Origin of the sequence: Tatumella morbirosei (assembly GCF_000757425.2) — a bacterium.
Lineage (GTDB): Bacteria > Pseudomonadota > Gammaproteobacteria > Enterobacterales > Enterobacteriaceae > Tatumella > Tatumella morbirosei.
On the sequence record NZ_JPKR02000004.1, the window covers coordinates 244,142 to 263,751 of the forward strand.

General features: G+C 44.7%; 16 protein-coding genes. 5 read left to right on the forward strand and 11 right to left on the reverse strand.

The features are described 5' to 3' along the window. Nucleotides 1-131: 131 nt before the first annotated feature. Genes HA49_RS12385 through uriT form a run of 3 tightly spaced genes read right to left on the reverse strand, consistent with a single transcriptional unit; the run spans nucleotide 132 to nucleotide 4,227 of the window. The gene (locus HA49_RS12385) at nucleotides 132-1,118 is read right to left on the reverse strand and encodes a nucleoside hydrolase (protein ID WP_046791813.1); all 987 of its coding nucleotides are present in this window, start codon (nucleotides 1,116-1,118) and stop codon (nucleotides 132-134) included. Between the two features lies 1 nt (nucleotide 1,119). After that, nucleotides 1,120-2,763, reverse strand: a complete 1,644-nt coding sequence (locus HA49_RS12390) for a GMC family oxidoreductase (RefSeq protein ID WP_038017871.1) — start codon at nucleotides 2,761-2,763, stop codon at nucleotides 1,120-1,122. Between the two features lie 60 nt (nucleotides 2,764-2,823). After that, a complete protein-coding gene (uriT, locus tag HA49_RS12395) occupies nucleotides 2,824-4,227 on the reverse strand; it encodes a uridine transporter UriT (RefSeq protein ID WP_038017875.1) in 1,404 nt (467 codons plus the stop codon). Nucleotides 4,228-4,900: 673 nt separating this feature from the next. Between uriT and HA49_RS12400 the strand changes: the two genes are divergently transcribed. The 5 genes from HA49_RS12400 to umuD all read left to right on the forward strand — a co-directional run bounded on the left by HA49_RS12400 (nucleotide 4,901) and on the right by umuD (nucleotide 10,750). Then, nucleotides 4,901-6,376, forward strand: a complete 1,476-nt coding sequence (locus HA49_RS12400; protein ID WP_084706422.1) for an aldehyde dehydrogenase family protein — start codon at nucleotides 4,901-4,903, stop codon at nucleotides 6,374-6,376. A 109-nt stretch (nucleotides 6,377-6,485) separates the two neighbouring features. Then, nucleotides 6,486-7,967 (forward strand): NCS1 family nucleobase:cation symporter-1, encoded by a 1,482-nt coding sequence (locus tag HA49_RS12405; RefSeq protein ID WP_046791814.1) that lies wholly within the window; start codon nucleotides 6,486-6,488, stop codon nucleotides 7,965-7,967. 275 nt (nucleotides 7,968-8,242) lie between these two features. Then, the gene (locus tag HA49_RS12410; protein WP_038017877.1) at nucleotides 8,243-8,977 is read left to right on the forward strand and encodes a pirin family protein; all 735 of its coding nucleotides are present in this window, start codon (nucleotides 8,243-8,245) and stop codon (nucleotides 8,975-8,977) included. Nucleotides 8,978-9,196: 219 nt separating this feature from the next. Beyond that, nucleotides 9,197-10,177 carry a LacI family DNA-binding transcriptional regulator gene (locus HA49_RS12415; protein ID WP_038017881.1) on the forward strand — a complete coding sequence of 327 codons (981 nt, stop codon included), beginning with the start codon at nucleotides 9,197-9,199 and terminating at the stop codon, nucleotides 10,175-10,177. 150 nt (nucleotides 10,178-10,327) lie between these two features. Next, nucleotides 10,328-10,750: a translesion error-prone DNA polymerase V autoproteolytic subunit gene (gene umuD / locus HA49_RS12420; RefSeq protein ID WP_038017885.1), complete on the forward strand. Its 423-nt coding sequence runs from the start codon at nucleotides 10,328-10,330 to the stop codon at nucleotides 10,748-10,750. Nucleotides 10,751-10,911: 161 nt separating this feature from the next. Here umuD and umuC read toward each other — a convergent pair whose 3' ends face one another. From umuC to HA49_RS12460, 8 genes are all read right to left on the reverse strand, one after another. Then, nucleotides 10,912-12,174: a translesion error-prone DNA polymerase V subunit UmuC gene (gene umuC / locus HA49_RS12425; RefSeq protein WP_038017888.1), complete on the reverse strand. Its 1,263-nt coding sequence runs from the start codon at nucleotides 12,172-12,174 to the stop codon at nucleotides 10,912-10,914. Nucleotides 12,175-12,511: 337 nt separating this feature from the next. Further along, nucleotides 12,512-13,585: a porin gene (locus tag HA49_RS12430; RefSeq protein ID WP_038017892.1), complete on the reverse strand. Its 1,074-nt coding sequence runs from the start codon at nucleotides 13,583-13,585 to the stop codon at nucleotides 12,512-12,514. A gap of 61 nt (nucleotides 13,586-13,646) precedes the next feature. Next, on the reverse strand, nucleotides 13,647-14,303 hold the full coding sequence (locus HA49_RS12435; RefSeq protein ID WP_038017896.1) for a flavin reductase family protein: 657 nt from the start codon (nucleotides 14,301-14,303) through the stop codon (nucleotides 13,647-13,649). Between the two features lies 1 nt (nucleotide 14,304). Next, nucleotides 14,305-15,729, reverse strand: a complete 1,425-nt coding sequence (locus HA49_RS12440) for a Xaa-Pro peptidase family protein (RefSeq protein WP_038017899.1) — start codon at nucleotides 15,727-15,729, stop codon at nucleotides 14,305-14,307. A 28-nt stretch (nucleotides 15,730-15,757) separates the two neighbouring features. After that, the gene (locus HA49_RS12445) at nucleotides 15,758-16,582 is read right to left on the reverse strand and encodes an ABC transporter permease (RefSeq protein ID WP_038017904.1); all 825 of its coding nucleotides are present in this window, start codon (nucleotides 16,580-16,582) and stop codon (nucleotides 15,758-15,760) included. Then, on the reverse strand, nucleotides 16,575-17,402 hold the full coding sequence (locus tag HA49_RS12450; RefSeq protein ID WP_038017907.1) for an ABC transporter permease: 828 nt from the start codon (nucleotides 17,400-17,402) through the stop codon (nucleotides 16,575-16,577). Before HA49_RS12450 ends, HA49_RS12445 begins: the two co-directional genes overlap by 8 nt. 10 nt (nucleotides 17,403-17,412) lie before the next feature. Then, nucleotides 17,413-18,465, reverse strand: a complete 1,053-nt coding sequence (locus HA49_RS12455; RefSeq protein WP_038017910.1) for an ABC transporter substrate-binding protein — start codon at nucleotides 18,463-18,465, stop codon at nucleotides 17,413-17,415. Nucleotides 18,466-18,470: 5 nt separating this feature from the next. Further along, nucleotides 18,471-19,595 (reverse strand): ABC transporter ATP-binding protein, encoded by a 1,125-nt coding sequence (locus HA49_RS12460; RefSeq protein WP_038017913.1) that lies wholly within the window; start codon nucleotides 19,593-19,595, stop codon nucleotides 18,471-18,473. Between the last annotated feature and the right edge of the window lie 15 nt (nucleotides 19,596-19,610).

Consider the following 19,610-nt stretch of genomic DNA (forward strand, 5'->3'; position numbering starts at 1 on the left):
GTGTTCTTTCTATTTAAAATTTCAAAGCCAGAATGAGTTTCATTCTGGCTTTTATTTTTAGTTGGTTTTATATTTTGTTAATTATAAGGTGAAAATAAATTAATCCATGTGCATTCTGTCAGGAGAACAGCTTACTCAGGTGTATTGTCTGAGTTGCTGACATTCTCTTGCATAAGCGAGTAGCGTTGTATTCGTTCTGTCAGCAAGGTGTAAAATCCTTCATCATCGACATGGCGCATGAACATGACATTAGGTTGCCTGTCAGTCACACCCCACCAGTCAACAACTGTCATACCCCTTGTCAGAGGCGATTTAACCTCTATGCATACGTTACAGTAGCGGCCTGAGAACAATTGCGGAGACAATAAATAAGCAATAACTGTTGGATCATGAAGGGGTCCTCCTTCTGCTCCATATTTTTCTTTGTCGGACCGTTCTGCAAACTCGAGCATTTCGGCCACTGCAAGACCTACTGGATTCATTGTGTGACGAATATTGGCAATTCTACGCTTTAACGTTAGTAACTGATGTGTCACATCCAGTGGCATCATAACAATTGGGATACCAGAGTTAATGACTATTTCTGCTGCTTCAGGATCTGCATAAATATTAAATTCAGATGAGGGTGTAATATTTCCTCCTTCAAAAAAACCGCCTCCCATCATTATAATTTCTTTTATTTTTTCTTTGATGTCAGGATCTTTTTCGATAGCAATAGCAATGTTAGTCAATGGTCCAAGGGTGCATAGAGTAATGCTGTTTTTATCATTCTTCCTGATTTGATCAATAATAAAATCGACCGCACTCATTTCTTGCTTTTCCATAGTCGGTTCAGGCAATAGTGGACCATCCATGCCTGTTTTTCCATGTATGTGTTCAGCAGTAACTACTTTTCCCTTAAGGGGGCCGCTGGCACCAGAATATACTTTGGTATTTTGTTTCCCGGCCAGTTCACAAATCTTCAAGGCATTTTTTGTGGTTAGTTCCACCGGTACATTGCCAGCTAAGGTTGTTATACCAAGTAATTCAATCTGCTCCGGACTGGAAAATGCCATGAGTATAGCAATGGCATCATCCTGGCCAGGATCTGTATCAATAATTATTTTTCTTGTTAGCATGTCAGACCTCTACTGTCGTATTGTTACGGTTCTCACTTTTCTCACTCATCATTAATGTTACTGCGTGATCTGCAATAACCATTACCGTTGCATTGGTGTTTGCACTTATTATTGAGGGCATTACTGATGCATCAAATACTCTCAGGTTTTGTACCCCTCTTACCCTTAAGTGCGAATCAAGCACGGCCATAGGATCGTCATCAGCCCCCATTTTACATGTTCCTACCGGGTGCCAGTTGCTGCCGATGGTGGTTCGAATATATTGTTCAAGAAACTCATCATCTTGCAGGTTACCCGAAGGTGAATGTATTTTAGTGATCATCTCTGAAAATGGTTTATTCTGAAGTATATTGAGTAAAAATTTAGCTCCTGCTTTAAGATTCTTCAAATCCTGTGGGTCAGTTAACCATCCCGGATTTATTTGTGGCATATCTTTTGGGTTTGCTGAAGAAAGTGTTATGTCTCCACGGGATTTTGGCGCAACAAGATTTGCGGTGATAGTTGCACCTATTGTGCAAGGTTTTCCTTTTTCTGGAAGAATGGTTCCCATACAATATAATTGAATTACAGGAGGTCCTTTGGGATCTTCAGGATTAATAAAAGCTGTTACTTCTGAACCGGTTGATGAAATTGGGCCTGATTTGAACAATAAATATTGTAGTCCATTTTTAATCATTCTTAATCCGCGATCTTCTTTTGAAAATCCAAAATTCTTTGTAGTTTCGACCGATATTGATACAGCATAATGATCTTGTAAATTACGCCCGACCCCGGGAAGATGTGATGTAACAGGAATACCCAAAGAAGAGAGTGAATTTTTATCGCCAATACCAGACAACATTAATATTTTAGGAGTGATAAATGCACCTGCAGTAAGGATTACCTCACCATTGGTCCTGACACTGTAAGTCTTGCCAGTTTTTTCATTACAATATTCAACCCCTACGGCCTTACCACCTTCGATAATGATTCGATGAACCCTTGAACGGTATTTTATAGTGAGTCTGGAATCGTTTTTCAGTGGGGAAATAAATCCCCTTGCACTACTCCAGCGCTCTCCATGATAGGTTGTGGACTGAATAAAACTACATCCTTTTTCGTCACCACTATTCAGGTCAGCTGAGTATGGAACCCCCATGTTTTGAAGTGTAAGTAAATAACTTCTTGAAATATCGGTTACCGGGAAATGTGCATCGGATATTTTCATAGGCCCTGAAACACCGTGGTATGGCCCAGCCAGCCGTTGATTCGACTCATGAAGCATATAATAGGGAAGCAGAGTATCCCAGTCCCAGCCAGGAACCTGATTAGCCCAACGATCGAAATCTTGTTTCGTTCCGCGAGTGTAAGTCATCGCATTTACTGAGCTGCCGCCTCCCAATACATTTGCCTGTTCTATAGTTATTTTTCGGCCATCTAATTGTGGTTGTGGTATTGATGTATGTTTGAGTACAAATTTGTTAGGTTTTATAAGAATGCGCACGAATCCGGCAGGCATCTTTATAAACGGATGATTGTCCGGCCAGCCCCCTTCCAGCAGTAGTACTCTGGCATTATGTTTGGCAACCAAACGTCCGGCAGTAACACATCCGGCACTCCCACCCCCCACTATAATATAGTCATACTGAGACTGGTTGATACTCATAATTTAACGTCCTTTAAGAAAGTTATTTTGTTAGTATTCTATTCTAATTGCCATTAATAATTACTTTCTAACTTCTGCATTAGCAGGTCTTGGAATTAAAAATGAACTGAGTAATGCTAAAGCTGTAATAAATAATCCTGTATTAATTCCAGCGCTGTAACCAGCGACTGTTGCTGAACCTCCTTTTTCTGCTATGAGTTGTATTGCTGGCAAAATAGCAAAGCTCAATCCTGCTCCCAGATTGAATGCCCCTGCATTCAACCCAGGCAATATACCGGCATTTTCATCTGATGAAAGTACAATCCCAAGGGCATTCAGCATGATGTTTGCCATCCCGGCATAGACAGCACCTGCAGCAATAACTGCTCCAATTAATATCGGAAGAGAATGCAGACCAATGTAGTTTATAATTGCAATAGAAATCACGCTGCCCATAAGACCAATCCGAAGGACATTTGCATAGCCTAATACTGGTGCAAACCTTCCGGATAATGGACCTATTAACCATCCTGTAAGTGCATATGGGGTCAATAGTATAAATCCCGCCCAGTCAGGACTTAATCCAAATCCGACTTCTTTATTTTGTACGTAAGACATGATCAGACCATTAATTACTGCAAATACTCCACACATTGTTAGCACGGTAGTTAATAATAATGACCAGGTACTTTTTAGTTTAAGGTATTGAATTGGTACTAAAGGGTGATTGCTATTTTTTCCTGCTTTCCAGAAACCTATGAAAGAAAATATTGCAATGCCTATCATGGAAAACACGGAATACCAGGATGTATTTTTTATATTGCTCAATTCATTTAGTGCAATTAATATAGAACCCGTTGAGACTACGAGTAATACCGTCCCTACCCAGTCCATTTTTATATTTGGTGAAGGTCTGGTTTCCTTTGAGAATTTAATGACAAGCCATGATGAAATTATACTTATTATTCCAATAAACCAGAATATGGAGCGGAATCCAAGGTGTTGTGCCATTACTCCCCCAAGTATCGCATCTATACCAGCAATCCCTCCATTTACGGCAGTGATAATCCCCATTAATAAACCACATTTTTTAAGGTCTGTAATCTGGCTTCGAATCATCATCAGACATACAGCAACGATAGGTCCACACACCCCTTGTACAATTCGACCTACATATAGCATTTCTACATTAACAGATACCGCTGAAATTATGGTTCCAATCACCATGATGAGAAGCATCCAGATCATTATCTTTTTTCGACCAATTATATCGCTCAGACGTGGTATAAATAATGAAAACAAAGCAGCTGATGTAAAAAATGCCGTCTGAGACAGCCCAACATCCACATCGTTCGATTTTAGTTCTGAAGCAATAGTTACTAATGCAGGACTTAACATACTACAATTTAACTGGAAAGCGACACATGCAGACAATAATGCCAGCATTAATTTACTGATACTCACATTGTCATCATTTTGGCTCATATACCCTCTCAGTATGCACTTGACATTATATTTTTTTGCTAGGTAATGTGTTGTTTATGTGGAAGTTTTTAAGTTTCATCAGTTCTCAAAAGCTATTTCCCCTGGCTATCATGTTCCGGCTTACTCCGGGTGTTGACAGTGTTTTCCTTCTTTATCCTGTTTCTGATTTTTTCTCATTCTCTGAATTTTGATTAATAGCATCTAAATTACGTGGTATACCACCTTTGTGTTCGGTATTCTGAACATAGATCACTAAAAGCATGAATCATGCCACAGTTGATTTTTGTTGTAGGTTTTATTTTTATTTTTAAGTGGTGATCATAACTATATGATTTTTATTATTTTATTTATTGTTGCCTGAAGGGTTGCATGTGTGTGTGTTTTTAGGGGCACGAAGAGCATAGAGAATGTTATGAAGCCTGATAAGTGGTATACCTCATAGTGCACCATTGTTGTTCATTTCCTGCTGTGACAGTGCAGGATTTGCACAAAAACAGGGATTAGTGCGGTATGCCACTTATTTATTTGAGTGGCATACCTCTCTCTTTTGTTGATCTTGTGGTTAAATATATGTATCTCAGTGAAGTTGGCATAGCTTTTGCTGATACTTTCAACATGATTACTTTCAGTTGAGTAATTTTGCTCTTTTTAACGTTATTGTTGGAGATAAAAATTGAATACTCTTTCGTATGATGACACAGGTAAGCAGAATATTTATAAGCTCTTTATTGACGGGCAATGGGTAAAATCCAGCGACGGAATAACTGCTGATAGTATTAATCCGGCAACCGGGGAGATTTTTGCTAAGACCTATATCGCTTCCAAAGATGATGTATTGCGGGCAATTGATTCTGCTCATAGTGCAGCAAAAACATGGGGGGTATCTCTCGCATCAGAAAGAGAGATCTTATTATTAAGAGTTTATCAGGAAATTGAAGAGCGCAGTGATGAGATATGCGATATCTTGATTGATGAGAGTGGCTCAGTGGTAAATAAATCCCGCCAGGAGATATTTTATGTTCTTGATTTGTTAAGAAGTGCTATTGGTGATGTTCGCCATGCTGTTGGGGAAACATACCCGGTCACAAAACAAGGGCAGATATCTATGAGTATCCGTCGCCCTTTAGGGGTAGTTGCCGGTATTTCTCCATTTAACTCTCCTTTTGTGCTGTCAATGAAAAAGCTTGTTCTGGCTATTGCAGCGGGTAATACATTTATTCTTAAACCATCAGAAGAAACACCTGTCCTGGGAGCATTAATAGCTGAACTGTTTGATCGTGCAGGATGTCCTCCCGGCGTACTAAATGTTATCCCAACGACGCCGCAAAGGATTGGTGACATACTTACGAGCGATCCGAGGATAAAGCTAATTACATTTACCGGTTCAACCGCAACAGGTAAAAAAATTGCATCACAGGCCGCTATACACCTTAAAAAGTTCAATCTTGAAATGGGTGGTAAAAGTCCCCTTATTATTTTAGACGATGCAGACATTAATTATGCAGTTAATGCAGCGGTGGCTGGTGTATTTTACCACCAGGGGCAGCAATGTATGGCTGGGTCAAAAATAATCATAGAAGATGGCGTTTTTGATGAGTTTTGTGAGAGATTTGTGTCTAAAACAAAATCACTCATTATTGGCGACCCAAGAAATCCCGAAACTTACATTGGCCCATTAATCAGGTCATCTCAGTGTGAATATATACATAGGCAGATAAAAGATGCCATATCTCTTGGGGCAAAGTTACTTACGGGAGGGGAATCAAATGGTAACTTTTTTGAACCGACAGTACTTACTGATGTTACTTCAAAAATGAAAATATACTATGAAGAGTCTTTTGGTCCGGTAGTCTCTTTAATTCGGGTTGCGGATATATGTGAAGCCCTTTCTGTTGCAAATGATAATGAATATGGGTTATCAGCTGGCGTTATTACTAATGATCTTAAAAAGGCATGGGAACTTGCAGTCAATGTAGAGTGCGGAATGTTCCATATTAATAGTAATACTTTCTCTGATGAACCACATGTTCCTTTCGGAGGAATAAAAAATAGTGGGTTTGGCAGGGAAGGTGGTCGATATTCCTGGGAAGAGTTGACTGAGTTGAAATGGATTACATTGCAGAAAGAAGATAAGAATTTTAGTTTTTGATATATGCATCTCAAGATGCATATAAGTAAATAAGAAACCTGTGAGTTTCATTTTTTATTTGGTGTGATGTTAACTTCACACCATTAACCATTTTATCTACGGTATTATTATGGTGGAAAAAACTATTATTCCTGATGCAACAAAAGTTGTCGCTGATTCCAGCAGACTTTCCAATTTAGATCTTATTCCGGTAAATAGGCAACAGAGAACATGGAAATGGTTTAACTTCGTCTCCCTGTGGATTGGTATGGTCATAAATATTTCGGCCTGGATGTTGTCATCTAGTCTGATGAATACAGGATTTTCCCCTCTGCAAGCTATTTTGCTTGTACTAACCGGAAATATTATTATTCTGATTCCAATGATATTGATTGGTCACGCCGGAGCTAAATTTGGTATACCATTTGCTGTTCTTGCCAGAACTTCATTTGGTGTCAGTGGAGCCAAACTACCTGCAGTTCTGCGAGCTCTGGTAGCCTGTGGATGGTTTGGTATACAGACCTGGATCGGTGGGAACATTATTTATACTTTATTTAGTCACTGGATTTCTACCGGGTTTTTGGCAGGGAATATTCCATTTCTTGGAATTTCAATTGGACATCTTGTTTGTTTTCTTACATTTTGGGTTATACAGATTTATTTTATTTTTCATGGTGTTGATTCAATCAAGAAACTTGAGACATGGACAGCCCCTTTCAAAATATTAATGTGTTTTCTTCTGCTATGGTGGATGACTGAAATGGCCGGAGGAATCTCGCATCTCTTCGGACAGTCATCTCAGTTTGAAAAAGGTGGATCTAAAGAAGGGTTGTTTTGGTATTACTTTTGGCCATCGTTAACCGCGATGGTTGGTTATTGGGCCACGCTGGCATTAAATATTCCTGACTTTACGCGTTTCGCTAAAAGCCAGAAAGACCAGATTATTGGCCAGGCACTAGGCTTGCCAGGGCCAATGGCCTTGTTATCTATGATGTCGGTAATGGTAACATCTGCAACTGTTGTTATTTATGGGCATGAAATATGGGATCCCATTGATCTTGCGAGTAATATGACCGGAATTGGCGTGAATATTACATTGCTGGTACTTATCATTGATACTTTGTGTTGCAATCTTGCCGCCAACATGGTTGGCCCTGCTTATGATATTTCATCCTTATGGCCTGAAAAGATATCTTATAAAGTTGGTGGAATTATTACAGCAGTCGCTGGTGTGATTATAATGCCATGGAAAATACTGGAGTCATCAAATGGGTTTATTTTCACATGGCTTGTCGGATACTCGGCACTTCTGGGACCAATCGCTGGGATACTCATGGTTGATTATTTTATTATAAGGAAAAGAGCTATTAATGTCGAAAGTCTGTATTTAAGTTTCGGGGAGTATAGATACTTTAAGGGATGGAATGTTTATGCCGTAGCATCATTTTTTATTTCTTCATCAATAAATATTCCGGGCTTTTTACATGCATCATTTCCTGATGATTTTAATCATGTGCCCTCATTTTTTGTGTCTATTTATTCATATGCATGGTTTATAGGCCTGATTTCTGCTTCTTTACTTTATTATTTTTTTATGAAGAAGAGACGTTAGTGGTTTTTCATCCGATTATTTTTTGGTGCAACTCTAAAATTCTTTTTTTTGATAAGTTACTGATCTCCGCTCTGGCATATTCAATGATTGCTGTGTCTCTTCTGCCGGGCTATTGTGGTGAACAGGTGGCACGATAATCTCCTTCGGGAACAGAGGTGGCCGTCCCTGCTCTGCAGAGTATGGCGGGTATTAGTGTGGATACCGGATATTTCTCAGCAGCATATCATTTAATTAAGGTTGTCAGTGGTAATTCCTGACCGGCTATGGAGATCGTTATGTTTCATTTATTACGTGCTGAACCTGACACGGCGTTTGAATATGGAGCATTCAGAATTCGTCGTATGCGCCCTGGTAATATCCTTCCCGGGCGCGAGGATCCCTCTCTGGGGCCGTTGAGTATTATCGATCACAGTAACCTGCAAACAGGTACCCTGGTCAGTATGCATCAGCATCAGAATGATGAAATTCTCAGCTATCTCTGGCAGGGCTCAATGGTGCACGAAGATCAGCAGGGTAATCGTGTGCCGCTGTCGGCCAAAAAGCTGATGATGATGAATGCCGGTGAAGGGAGCTGGCACGAAGAATCAACACCAATTGTTCCTGCGGAATTGCTGCAGATTTTTATCCGTCCCTGCGCGGCAAATCTGCCGCCCCGGGTGCAGTTTATGGATCGCCCTCAGGGAGTGATTACCGGCGAATGGACATTGCTGGCTGGTCCTGAAGGTGAAAATGCTCCTCTGGATATCCGCCAGCAGGTGTTTATTTATGATATCAGGCTGGAGCACAAAGATAAGGTTGCCATTCCGTCACGGCCGGGGTTTGCGCAATATCTGTATGTGATGGACGGTGAAATCGATGTAACCGGTCCGCCACTGTATAAAGGTGATGCAGTCTGTAGTGAAGAGGGGGAATTACCGGCAGTGGAATCTACCGGAACTTCGACTCTGGTCTGTTTCCTGGTCCGGCTGGATGCTGTCGCGGTAACCGACGGGATCATCAGCGGTTCGTAAAATACTGACCGGCGGTTACCCGGGACTCCTGAGTGGAGGATTGTGTCATCGCCGGTAAAGGTTTTTTTCCGTTCACATCCGACGCCATTCCGTGTAGGGCAAGGCCCGGCACTGAATGGCTCGTGTCCGATGGCAGGAATCTGCTGCCGTTCGTACCTGCAGTTCTTAAACTGTGCTAGCCTCTGATTAATCAATTGATCGCAGGATGGCGGGTCTTTTATGTCGATACAAAAAATAGCCAGGCTGGCAGGTGTATCTGTTGCCACGGTTTCCCGTGTGCTGAATAACAGCGACAGTGTAAAAACCAAAAACCGTGAACGGGTGCTGGCAGCTATCCGTGAATGTAATTATCAGCCTAATTTGCTGGCCCGCCAGTTGCGAACCTCGCGCAGCTCCATGATTCTGGTGATGGTTTCTGATATCGGCAACCCTTTCTGTGCCGATGTGGTAAAAGGTATTGAAGAGCAGGCTGAAAAAAATGGTTACCGGATACTGTTGTGTAATTCCGGAGCCGATCCGCAGCGCTCCCGTTCGGGTCTGGCCTTACTTTCCGGGAAAATGGTGGATGGCATTATTACCATGGATGCGACTTCACGGTTGCCGGAGCTGAGCACCCTGATTGGCCGGATGCCCTGGGTTCAGTGTGCTGAGCATGCAGAATCGGGGGATATCTCTTGTGTCGGCATTAACGATCATCAGGCGTCCGGTTACGTGGTCAACTTCCTGCTGTCACAGGGGTACCGGCGGGTCGCATTGATCAATCATGATCTGAACTATAAGTATGCCCGTTTTCGTGAAGCAGGTTATCTTGATGCACTTCGACAGGCAGACAATGACTATAGCGCTATTGAATATGCCAGCGATTTGAGTTTTGCTGCCGGTAAAGCCGCTATGGATAATTTGCTAAAAACCGCTCCCCGGCCTGATGCTGTATTTGCCATTTCCGATACCCTGGCCGCCGGCGCAATGCGCGCCATTCAGGACGCCGGGCTCTCTATCCCCGGCGACATCGCCATGGTAGGGTTTGACGGGATTCCGTTGGCTGAAATGGTTTCCCCACAACTGACTACCATTGCACAACCCTCGGCAGACATCGGACGCCAGGCCGTCAGATTATTGCTAAATAAAATTGAGCACCCGGACAGTGATGCTGAGCGGCTGGTACTGGACTGGCGGCTGGTGGTTCGCTCCAGTAGCTGATATTGCGGGCCTGCCCGGCAGATCGCCAGAATTGCCAGAAAATTCCCTTCGTAGTCATTGAATTGACAAAAATCCCATCCTGCAATCTTGATCTGTTTTGTAGATCAAAGATACTGTATGTATATACAGTAATTTTCCGGGAGTCCGGTCATGAAGTTTTATCAGCCCGCGGAGATCCGCGCAATTCTGGAACTGCCTTTTTTTATCAGCCGTGTTCCTTGTGGTTTCCCGTCCCCGGCGCAGGATTATGTTGAGCAAAGGATCGATCTGAATCAGCTACTGGTGAATCATCCCGGGGCGACTTATTTTATCCGTGTCAGTGGAGATTCTATGACGGAAGGCGGGATTGATGACGGAGATATGCTGATTGTTGACAGTTCACTCACTGCCGGGCATGGGGATATTGTGGTGGCCGCGGTCAGCGGTGAATTTACCGTAAAACAGCTGATGTTACGTCCTTCCCTGCATCTGCGGCCAATGAATGTCAGGTATTCGGAGATTGCCATTACCGATCCCGATCAGTTCGAGATTTTCGGGGTCGTCAGGCACGTGGTAAAAACCTTCGGCCAGTAAAGCGGGGGAGTGGCAGCGCTATGGAAGGATGCTGCCAGTCCGTAAAAAGCTGTTTTGTCTGCATGCTTTACGGTTATCTCAACGGCCATCCCGTCGCTGAATATCCTTTATGTCTGCTCTCGCTGATATCCCTTTGCCATGCAGGGCAGGATAACGACCGGTTACTTCGCCACCGGCAGATCGCTATAGCGTGTGGTATAGGCTGGGGACAGCATATCGCGCTTCATCGCCCAGCTTTTACGAATCCCCTGTCCGGCGAACCATAATTTGCCTTTACCACTCTGGTTCAGCCCGTCAACCACACGCATCAGCGCTTCACTGTTGGTACGGGGGGCATGTTCATCAAACAGGTTGAGTTGTGATACTCCCTGGCTGAAAAAGTCCCCCAGTACCACCCCGGCTTTCATATAGCGATGCCCGTCGCGCCAGATACCTTCGAGCATATCCATCGCGACATGAATAATATCGCGGGTATCGTTAGAAGGGGTGAGTAGTATTCCTGTTGCCTGGTTGCCGTAAAATGTTTCGCCGGCAGCGTGGGGGCTGGTGCGGATAAATACGGTAATCTGCCGGCAGTACTGGCGTTCACCGCGCAACTTTTCTGCGGCACGTTCGGCATAAGCACAGACCGCCTGACGCATAGCCATAAATTCGGTGATACGGGTACCGAAAGAGCGCGAACAGATGATTTGCTGTTTTACCGGCGCAAACTCCTCCAGCTGCAGACAGGGTTCGCCGCGTAATTCACGAACAGTACGTTCGAGTACCACATTAAAGTGTTTGCGGATAATCCAGGTGCTTTGCTCAGACAGATCTTTAGCGGTGATAATTCCCATGGTATTCAGTTTGCGGCTAATTCTGCGGCCAACGCCCCAGACTTCTTCTACCGGCACCAGCGACATCAGTTTACGCTGACGTTCGGCATTGGATAAATCGAGTACTCCGCCGGTCCTGGTCCATTTTTTTGCCGCATAATTAGCAAGTTTTGCCAGTGTTTTGGTGGGGGCAATACCAACTCCCACCGTCAGGTGTGCTTCCTGCTTCACCCTTTGGCGAATCTCATGGCCAAACTCATCCAGGTCCCGACAATTGCGTATGCCACTCAGATCCATAAAGGCTTCATCGATCGAATAGATTTCGACCGAAGGGGCCATGCTTTCCAGGATCGACATCACGCGATTACTCATATCGGCATACAGGGCATAGTTAGAGCTAAAAACATGAATATTATGTTTTTTTATCTCATCTTTTAGCTGAAAGTACGGGGCACCCATCGGAATATTGAGTTTTTTCACTTCGGCACTGCGGGCAATGACACAGCCGTCATTATTACTCAGCACGATCACGGCTTTTCCCCGTAGATCCGGCCTGAATACGCTCTCACAGCTGGCATAAAATGAATTGACATCAACCAGCGCGAACATAAGCCCTCCGTGATATTGGTGACAGAAAGAAGTACTTTGCCCTCAGCCGAATAAACTGACGGCTAACATGCCGGGTCAGATAATCGTAGGTGAGAATAGCGAATAATCCGTCTTTCAGTCTGTGAGTGATAGTGATAACCAGGGTCATTTTTCATCTGATAAACACTGTTTATATATACAGTATCTGTCGGTAGAAAAAATCGGTCAAGCCCCCGGAGGAACAAGCCTGCAAAGCTATTGGCGGGTAAGGGAATTTAGTGGGCGGGGGGAGTTGGGGTCGGTTTAACTCGAGGACAGTCAGTGACATATCACTACCCCCGGTTGCCCGGGGATATACTCAGAACTGATAGATAATCCCGGCAGCCATTACATTATCTGATGAAGCACCTATTGGGTTATCATCTTTAATAAAGTTTATTTTATATTCATAAAAGACAGACATGTTCTTATTGAAATAATAATAAGTTCCCAGCGACAAATATTTTACGATATCAGCACTGCCAATATTTTCGATATCCTTACCCCGGGAAGATATATAAGCTATTGATGGTCGTAACCCGTTAATAAACTGATACTGGGCAACAGCTTCAAAGTTAGTTGCTTTATTGGCAAAACCACCATTAATCGGTGTCGCATTCGCGGTTTCATCATAATCTGCCGCCAGATAAATCTGGTTAGCATCATACTTAATACCTGCAGCCCAGTGCTGAGCTTTATCTCCCCGACCATACTGGAGAGTATTTTGTGCACTGGTACGGTTAAGGTTGGCGTAGCTTCCGACCAGACTAATACCAGAACTAAAATCATAGGATGCCGACAAAGCATAGCCGTTACCATTAGCACGGGTTATTTCATTTGAACTGCCAGTACGCTGATTTTTCCCTTCATACTGTGCAGCAATTTTTAATCCTTCTGCCAGACCAAAAAAGTTATTATTGCGCCATGTCAGTAATCCGGTAGAACGACCCGCGAGGAATACATCATTATAATCCGAATCACTGCCAAAGTACGGCAGCATATCGGTGTAACCCATGACATCATAGACCAGTCCAAAATTTCGGCCATAATCGACAGAGCCCAGATTCTTATACTTTAAACCAGCATAACCGAGGCGCGTAACATTACCATTTTGAGCATCGCTGCCTTCAGTGTTATGTAAACTGTATTGATATGACCAACTACCATAACCACGCAAATCCGGTGTGATGGTAGTCATTCCGGTAAAGCCTGCTTGTAAATTCGAAGATTTATCTCCGGAATCGGAGGATGTTTGAGAAATTTGTTGTGATGCCTTAAGAACTCCGTTCAGATCTAATATATTTCCATCGCGATTATAAACCTCTACTCCATAAGCAGGCAGCAGAAATGAGAGTAGCGGCAATGCCGCTACTGTATAGTAGCTAATCTTCATTTAATTATTACCTTATTTTTCTATAGGTTTTATGATGATGTTTTGCGTGAAATTAATTAAATCATTCTGTTTTTTTATGTTCCTCCCACTGTTCCGGTGTCAGTGTTTTAATATCAAACTGCTCACGGGTTTTGCAGTAAGTATTCCCGCCCATTCTTCCAACAGCATCCATTATTTTCTGATCAATATGCAGGTTTGCACTGTTGACAGCGTCGCTACGGATATACACACCAACAACTTCGCCCAGAATAATTTCCCGGGCAGCACCGACCTGCAATATTGTATGTCTGCGACATTCCAGTGCTGCGGGGGCTGATAAAATTCTCGGGCATTTAACTTGCTGCCCGGGAACCGTTTTCAAGCCTGCTTCCTGTAATTCATCAATATCAGGTGCAAATTTTATCGCACATATTTCCATCTGGTTGACCAGGGCACTATCTGCAATATGAACAGTGAACTCTCCCGTTTCACGAATATTCCGGGCGGTATCTTTAAATTGCATATCGGCATAATTTTCCACGCCGATGGCGACTATCGCCGGATCGTGAGTCAGCACGTTGAAGAAACTAAAAGGACCGGCATTTGGGATACCTTCTCTGCTCAGCGTAGTCACCAGTGCCACCGGCCGGGGAATGACCGTTCCGATCAGCAATTTATAACGTTCACGTTCGGTCAACGCCTGAAAATCAAAATAGAGATGTGCTGCTTGTTCATTCATATTATGCACCTGCCGGGATTCGATGGGTTTCCAGCGGAGTATGGCGACTGAGATTTTCAAAACCATCATCGGTTACCACATAACAATCACCAATATTACAGCCGGCAGCTAAAGGCTCCAGCCATTGTGTATGCAGAACAAAAACCATACCTTTTTCAAGGCGGTCATAATTGTGAGATGAGATGTTAAAGCTGTTCTGCGCACCAGCCATCCCTACAGAGTGGCCCAAATTGGGGTTATGTGGTCCGTGAGTTGCCGGATAAACATGCATCAGCTTGCGTCCCTGGGCTTCCCAGTCAACATCCCGGACGTACTGATGTGGAATCAACCGGGCACCACCATCCGGCATGGGAGACCAGTTATAAGGCATTGTTCTGGCTTCAGCAGACTCAAGCATGCCTTGTTCGATCATCGGTTCGAAAGCAGCGTTATTGATATCCCGCATCAGGGCTCCGGGCTTAATCAGACGCTCAGCACGCTTAACTCCTTCAGTACAGGCCGCCAGTACTTTTTCCTGGTGGTCGGTAATACTGCCAACGGCGATCATGCGTGCAGTTTGCGCGGTATAACCACGAAAAGTCACATTAGAGATATACAGATTAATTAAATCGCCGGCACGGACGACATGGCCGTAGGGCTTGCCACAATGAGTCCCAAACTCATTAATTCCAATCTGATAGCCATCACCGGTTTCACCACCAAAAGCCATTTGTGCAGCAGTAAATGCAGCAAAGATCTCATGATCGGTAACACCGGGCCTGGTGACGTGATAAGCCGCCTGAGTACCGATACTGATCAATCTGGCAGCAGCACGAAATAACTCGATTTCCCGGGGGGAGCGTACTTTTTGCATCCTATCGAGAATAGCGTTATCGGCAATAAACTTGCATCCGGGCAGCAATGTGCTCAGAGCAGCCTGGAAGGTCAGAGAGGTCCTGTCACCAACTTGAGCGATCTGCGCTTTTTTTAGCCCAAGACTGTTCAGGATATCGGCACATTTCTCAGCGGTTTTGATCACCGAATCTCCTGGCCTGTCGGCATATTCGCGACCAATCGGACCAATCTGCCAGATATCATCAACCAACATCGGTTCTCCGCCCGGAGGAAGTAGTACTGACTGAGTGAAAAATGAAAGCAGAGTTAATGGCTTATCTGAATCTGTTGGGATAATAAGCACCCCTTCACGCATCCAGTCGCAAATGTAGCGCAGGTAAGCATTAGAAGCGTGAAACCAGCCAACACTTCCGGCATGGACGATAATGGCATCATGGCCGGCTTCTACGGCCTGGCGACGGATCCGGCGCAGGCGATCTTCAAACTCCTCAGCCGGTAAAGGTAACGGGGCTGTAAAATCAAAATCAGGTTGGAAATCGGACAGCAGAGAGCCTATGCGATAACCCGGGGATGAGACTGCCAGAGTATTCATTATTTTTTCCTTTTAAATCAATCAGTATTTATGAGTTCTGTGGTCGGGGGGCCAGTACTCGTCTGGCAACCAGTAAACCCAGCAGAGTGACAGCAATAAGTATTCCTGACATGGCTGCTACACGGACATCCAGAGATTCCTCGATTAAGGCAAACATCCTCAATGGCAGTACGGTAGTTTTGGCGTCCGCGAGAAACAGCGGGATAGTGACATTGTCAAGCGACTGGATAAACACCAGAAATGCACCCGCAAGAATGCCCGGAATTAACAGAGGTATCGTGATCCGACGTAATGTCATCAGCCAGTGAGCCCCCATCAGCGTAGATGCTTCGGCCAGTGAAGGGTTAATTCCCTGGGCGACTACCGCGGTTGCTCTGTACATCAGTGGACCAAACACCACAATATGGCCTGCGACTGTCAGCCAGAGCGAAGGTTGTAGCCCGACAAAATTAGCGACAATCAGGGCAGCCAGGCCATAAACCAGGCTGGGGAGCACCAACGGTGCCAGCAACAATGGTTCTATAATATTCACATTTTTTGACTTCATTCTGGTCATACCTAATGTTGCCGGAACGGCAAACAGTAACGATCCTCCAACGGCCATTAACGCTATCTTTAAAGAATTCCATGCTGCTATCTGTTCTGTTGCTGACCGGACAGGGTCAAGTAATGCTTCATACCAGCGGAAAGAGAATCCGACGGGCGGATATCTGAGTGTCTGACCGGAAGTGAAAGACATCATTAAGGCAATCACAATGGGGGCTACCAGATAAAGAAGGCAGAACCCGCCAAATACATAGACAAACAATTTATATAGCCAGCCAGGAACGGGGTTTTCGCGATGTTTAAACATGACCACTGAGCCTCCTGTGACGGGAAATCATGGTAAGTGCTACTAACAGGCAACCGGTAGACAACAGCAGGACGACAGCAATTGCCGAAGCAAGTGGCCAGTCAAACAGCGTCCCGACTTCACGATAGATCAGTTGTGGTACATAAACATTTCTTGCACCGCCAATGACGGCCTGAGTGACAAAAGAACTACTGGTGCTGGCAAAAACCAGTATCCAGCCAGCCAGTAAACCAGGCACCATCAGCGGCAGCATGACCGTAGCAAAAATTCTCCACGGGCCAGCTCCTGAAACCTGTGCCGCTTCGGTGAGTGAATAGGGCGTTCGGGTGAGAATGGCAATCAGCGGTAACAGTATTAACGGCAGATCAATCTGGCACATCGCCATCACCAGACCGGTTTCGGTGAACATCAGACTGACTGGCATGCCGGTAATACCCAGGGACATCAGAAAATCACTGATCGGACCTTGCCGTCCGAGAATGACTATCCATGCGAACGTCCGGACGACATTACTTGTCAGCATTGGAACCAGTGTCAGGAAAATGATGATTTGTCGCAATGTCCGACGGCTATGCCAGTAGAGCATGGCGACAGGAATACCCAACAGTGTTGTCCCAATGACGGTTTCAAGCCCCAGTCTCGCAGTATTTACCATGACCCGAAAATTGAAGGGGTCCTCAAAGAAGTGGGCGTAGTGTTGCAGCGTTACGCCACCAGGTTTAATAAAACTGAACCCGGTCATTACGGCCAGAGGAACCGCAAAAAATACCACCGAGAGTATCAGCATGGGAACGACATAGGGAAAGCCACTGTGTTTCATTACATCACCTTTAACCAGCTACGATGGTGTCGAATTCACGGATCCAGGCATCGCGGTTTTTGTTAATTGCAGCCCAGTCCGGGTAAACCAGATCTTTCAACTGGTCGCGCGTGACATAAGCGGATATTGCCGGAGTTAATGCAACGCTGTTATTGGTTGGGAACATTTCCGCAGGTGGCAGTTTGAACTGGTCCTGGGCTGCTTTAGAAATGGCTGCATCCATATAGGCGTAAACGGCATCCGCATTTTGGCTGCCTTTCGCCAGATGAATATTAACGGGTGCAGCCGGTGAACCGGTTTCGGGATGCACAAATTCGGCATTGATACCGAGGCTTTTCAGACGGGCTACATTACTGGTGCTACACATAAATACTGCAATTTCACCTTGCTGAAATAGCGTCATTTGGTGATTGGTACTGTCAACAATATTTTGCAATTGCTCAGGGTGTTTTTTAAACAGGTTAAACACAGCCTGCATATCATTGGGGCCTTTACCGTAAATTTTAGCAATCTCGGTATAAGCCATTACTGCCGTATTTGACTCAAATCCGGTCCAGGAGACTAATCCCTTATATGCAGGGTTTTCGAACAGATCCTTATAACCTTTTGGCCGGGGTACCATATCCGGGTTGTAGGCTATTCCGTTAACTTCCACGGTCACTGTTGGGCCATACTCTCCCTGGAAGCCGGCATCCAGTAAGTGCCAGTTTTTGATCTTTGTCGGGTCGACTTTTTGGATCAGATCATGTTGCAGAGCGATAGTTGTCTGCCCGGGAGACATTAACAATGCGTCATAGGGGGGGTGTCCTGGTGTTGCCAGTAATTTTGCCAGCTGATCTTCTGCCAGCGCTGGGGCTATGGTCAGACCATAACCTTCTTTTTGTAACAGAGGGGTCAGTATATTACGATAAGCATCTTCCCAGTTGCCGGGGAAAGTGGCGGCAACTAAAGCTCCCTGGTTTGCGGCTGCCATAGTTTTTAAAGAAATGGGTAAGAATGAGGCAGCTGCAGCCCCTGCCAGTAGCTGACCAAATCGCCGACGACTTAATTTAATTTCGTTCATTATGCTTACCTCTGTGAATGATTAATCGAAGGGTTTTCTGCCGGAAAAACATGACAGCGCGCTGTATCTATTTCTGCAAAAAGTGATGTTCCGGGATGTAATATCCGGGTTGAAGGATTTCGCATTTCAGATGCGCGAATATTGGTTCCACAGAGCATTTCCAGTTCGTGGACCAATACCGGGCCCAATGGAACAGAGACTGATAAATTGACCCGGTAACAGTTATCTGTCGGCTGAGTATGAAGACGGACTTCTTCAGGTCGGAAAGTCACAGTTACTCTGGATCCGGTGGTGAAATTAATCCTGCGTGGCAGACGGATATGCTGAGATTCTGTTAGTTCAATCAGTGTTGATTGCTGATCAAATTCAGCTACTGTGCCATGTAGCTGATTTGCCTGACCTATAAATGAATTCACAAACAGAGAGCTGGGATTGTCGTAAACCGCCATTGGTGTGTCTGTCTGCTCAATATTTCCTTTATTCATCAGCACCAACCGATTGGCCAGGCTCTGGGCTTCTTCCTGGTCATGGGTGACGATTAATGTGGTAATGCCCAGTGATTTTTGTAGTTGCAGCAATTCAACCTGTAAATCAAATCGCAAGGCTCTGTCGAGTGCACCAAAGGGTTCATCCAGTAATAAGAGTGAAGGGCGGCCGGCAATCGCTCTGGCAACGGCAACCCGTTGCTGCTGGCCACCTGACAATTCGCGCGGCAGACGATTGCCAAAATCCCCCAGTCTGACCAGCTCCAACATTTCTTCGACGCGTTGTTTACGTTCTCCCCGGGAAACAGCCTGACAGGCCAATGGATAGGCAATATTTTCTGCCACAGTCAGATGAGGAAATAATGCATAGTTCTGAAAGACCATACCGATACTACGTGCCCGGGCTGATATCGCAGCAAGATCCTGATTACCCAATATTATTTTTCCCGATTTTGGCTGGATAAGCCCGGCAATTGCGCGCAGAACGGTTGATTTACCACAACCACTCGGGCCCAACAAAGCAACGACTTCTCCCGGCTCAATGGTAAAGGAGATATCGCTGATCGCATTATTACCGCCGTAACTATGGGTAAGTCCCTGAACGCTGAGTTGTTTGCGTTCAGATATGTTTTGGATATCTGACATAGAAATTCCCTGATG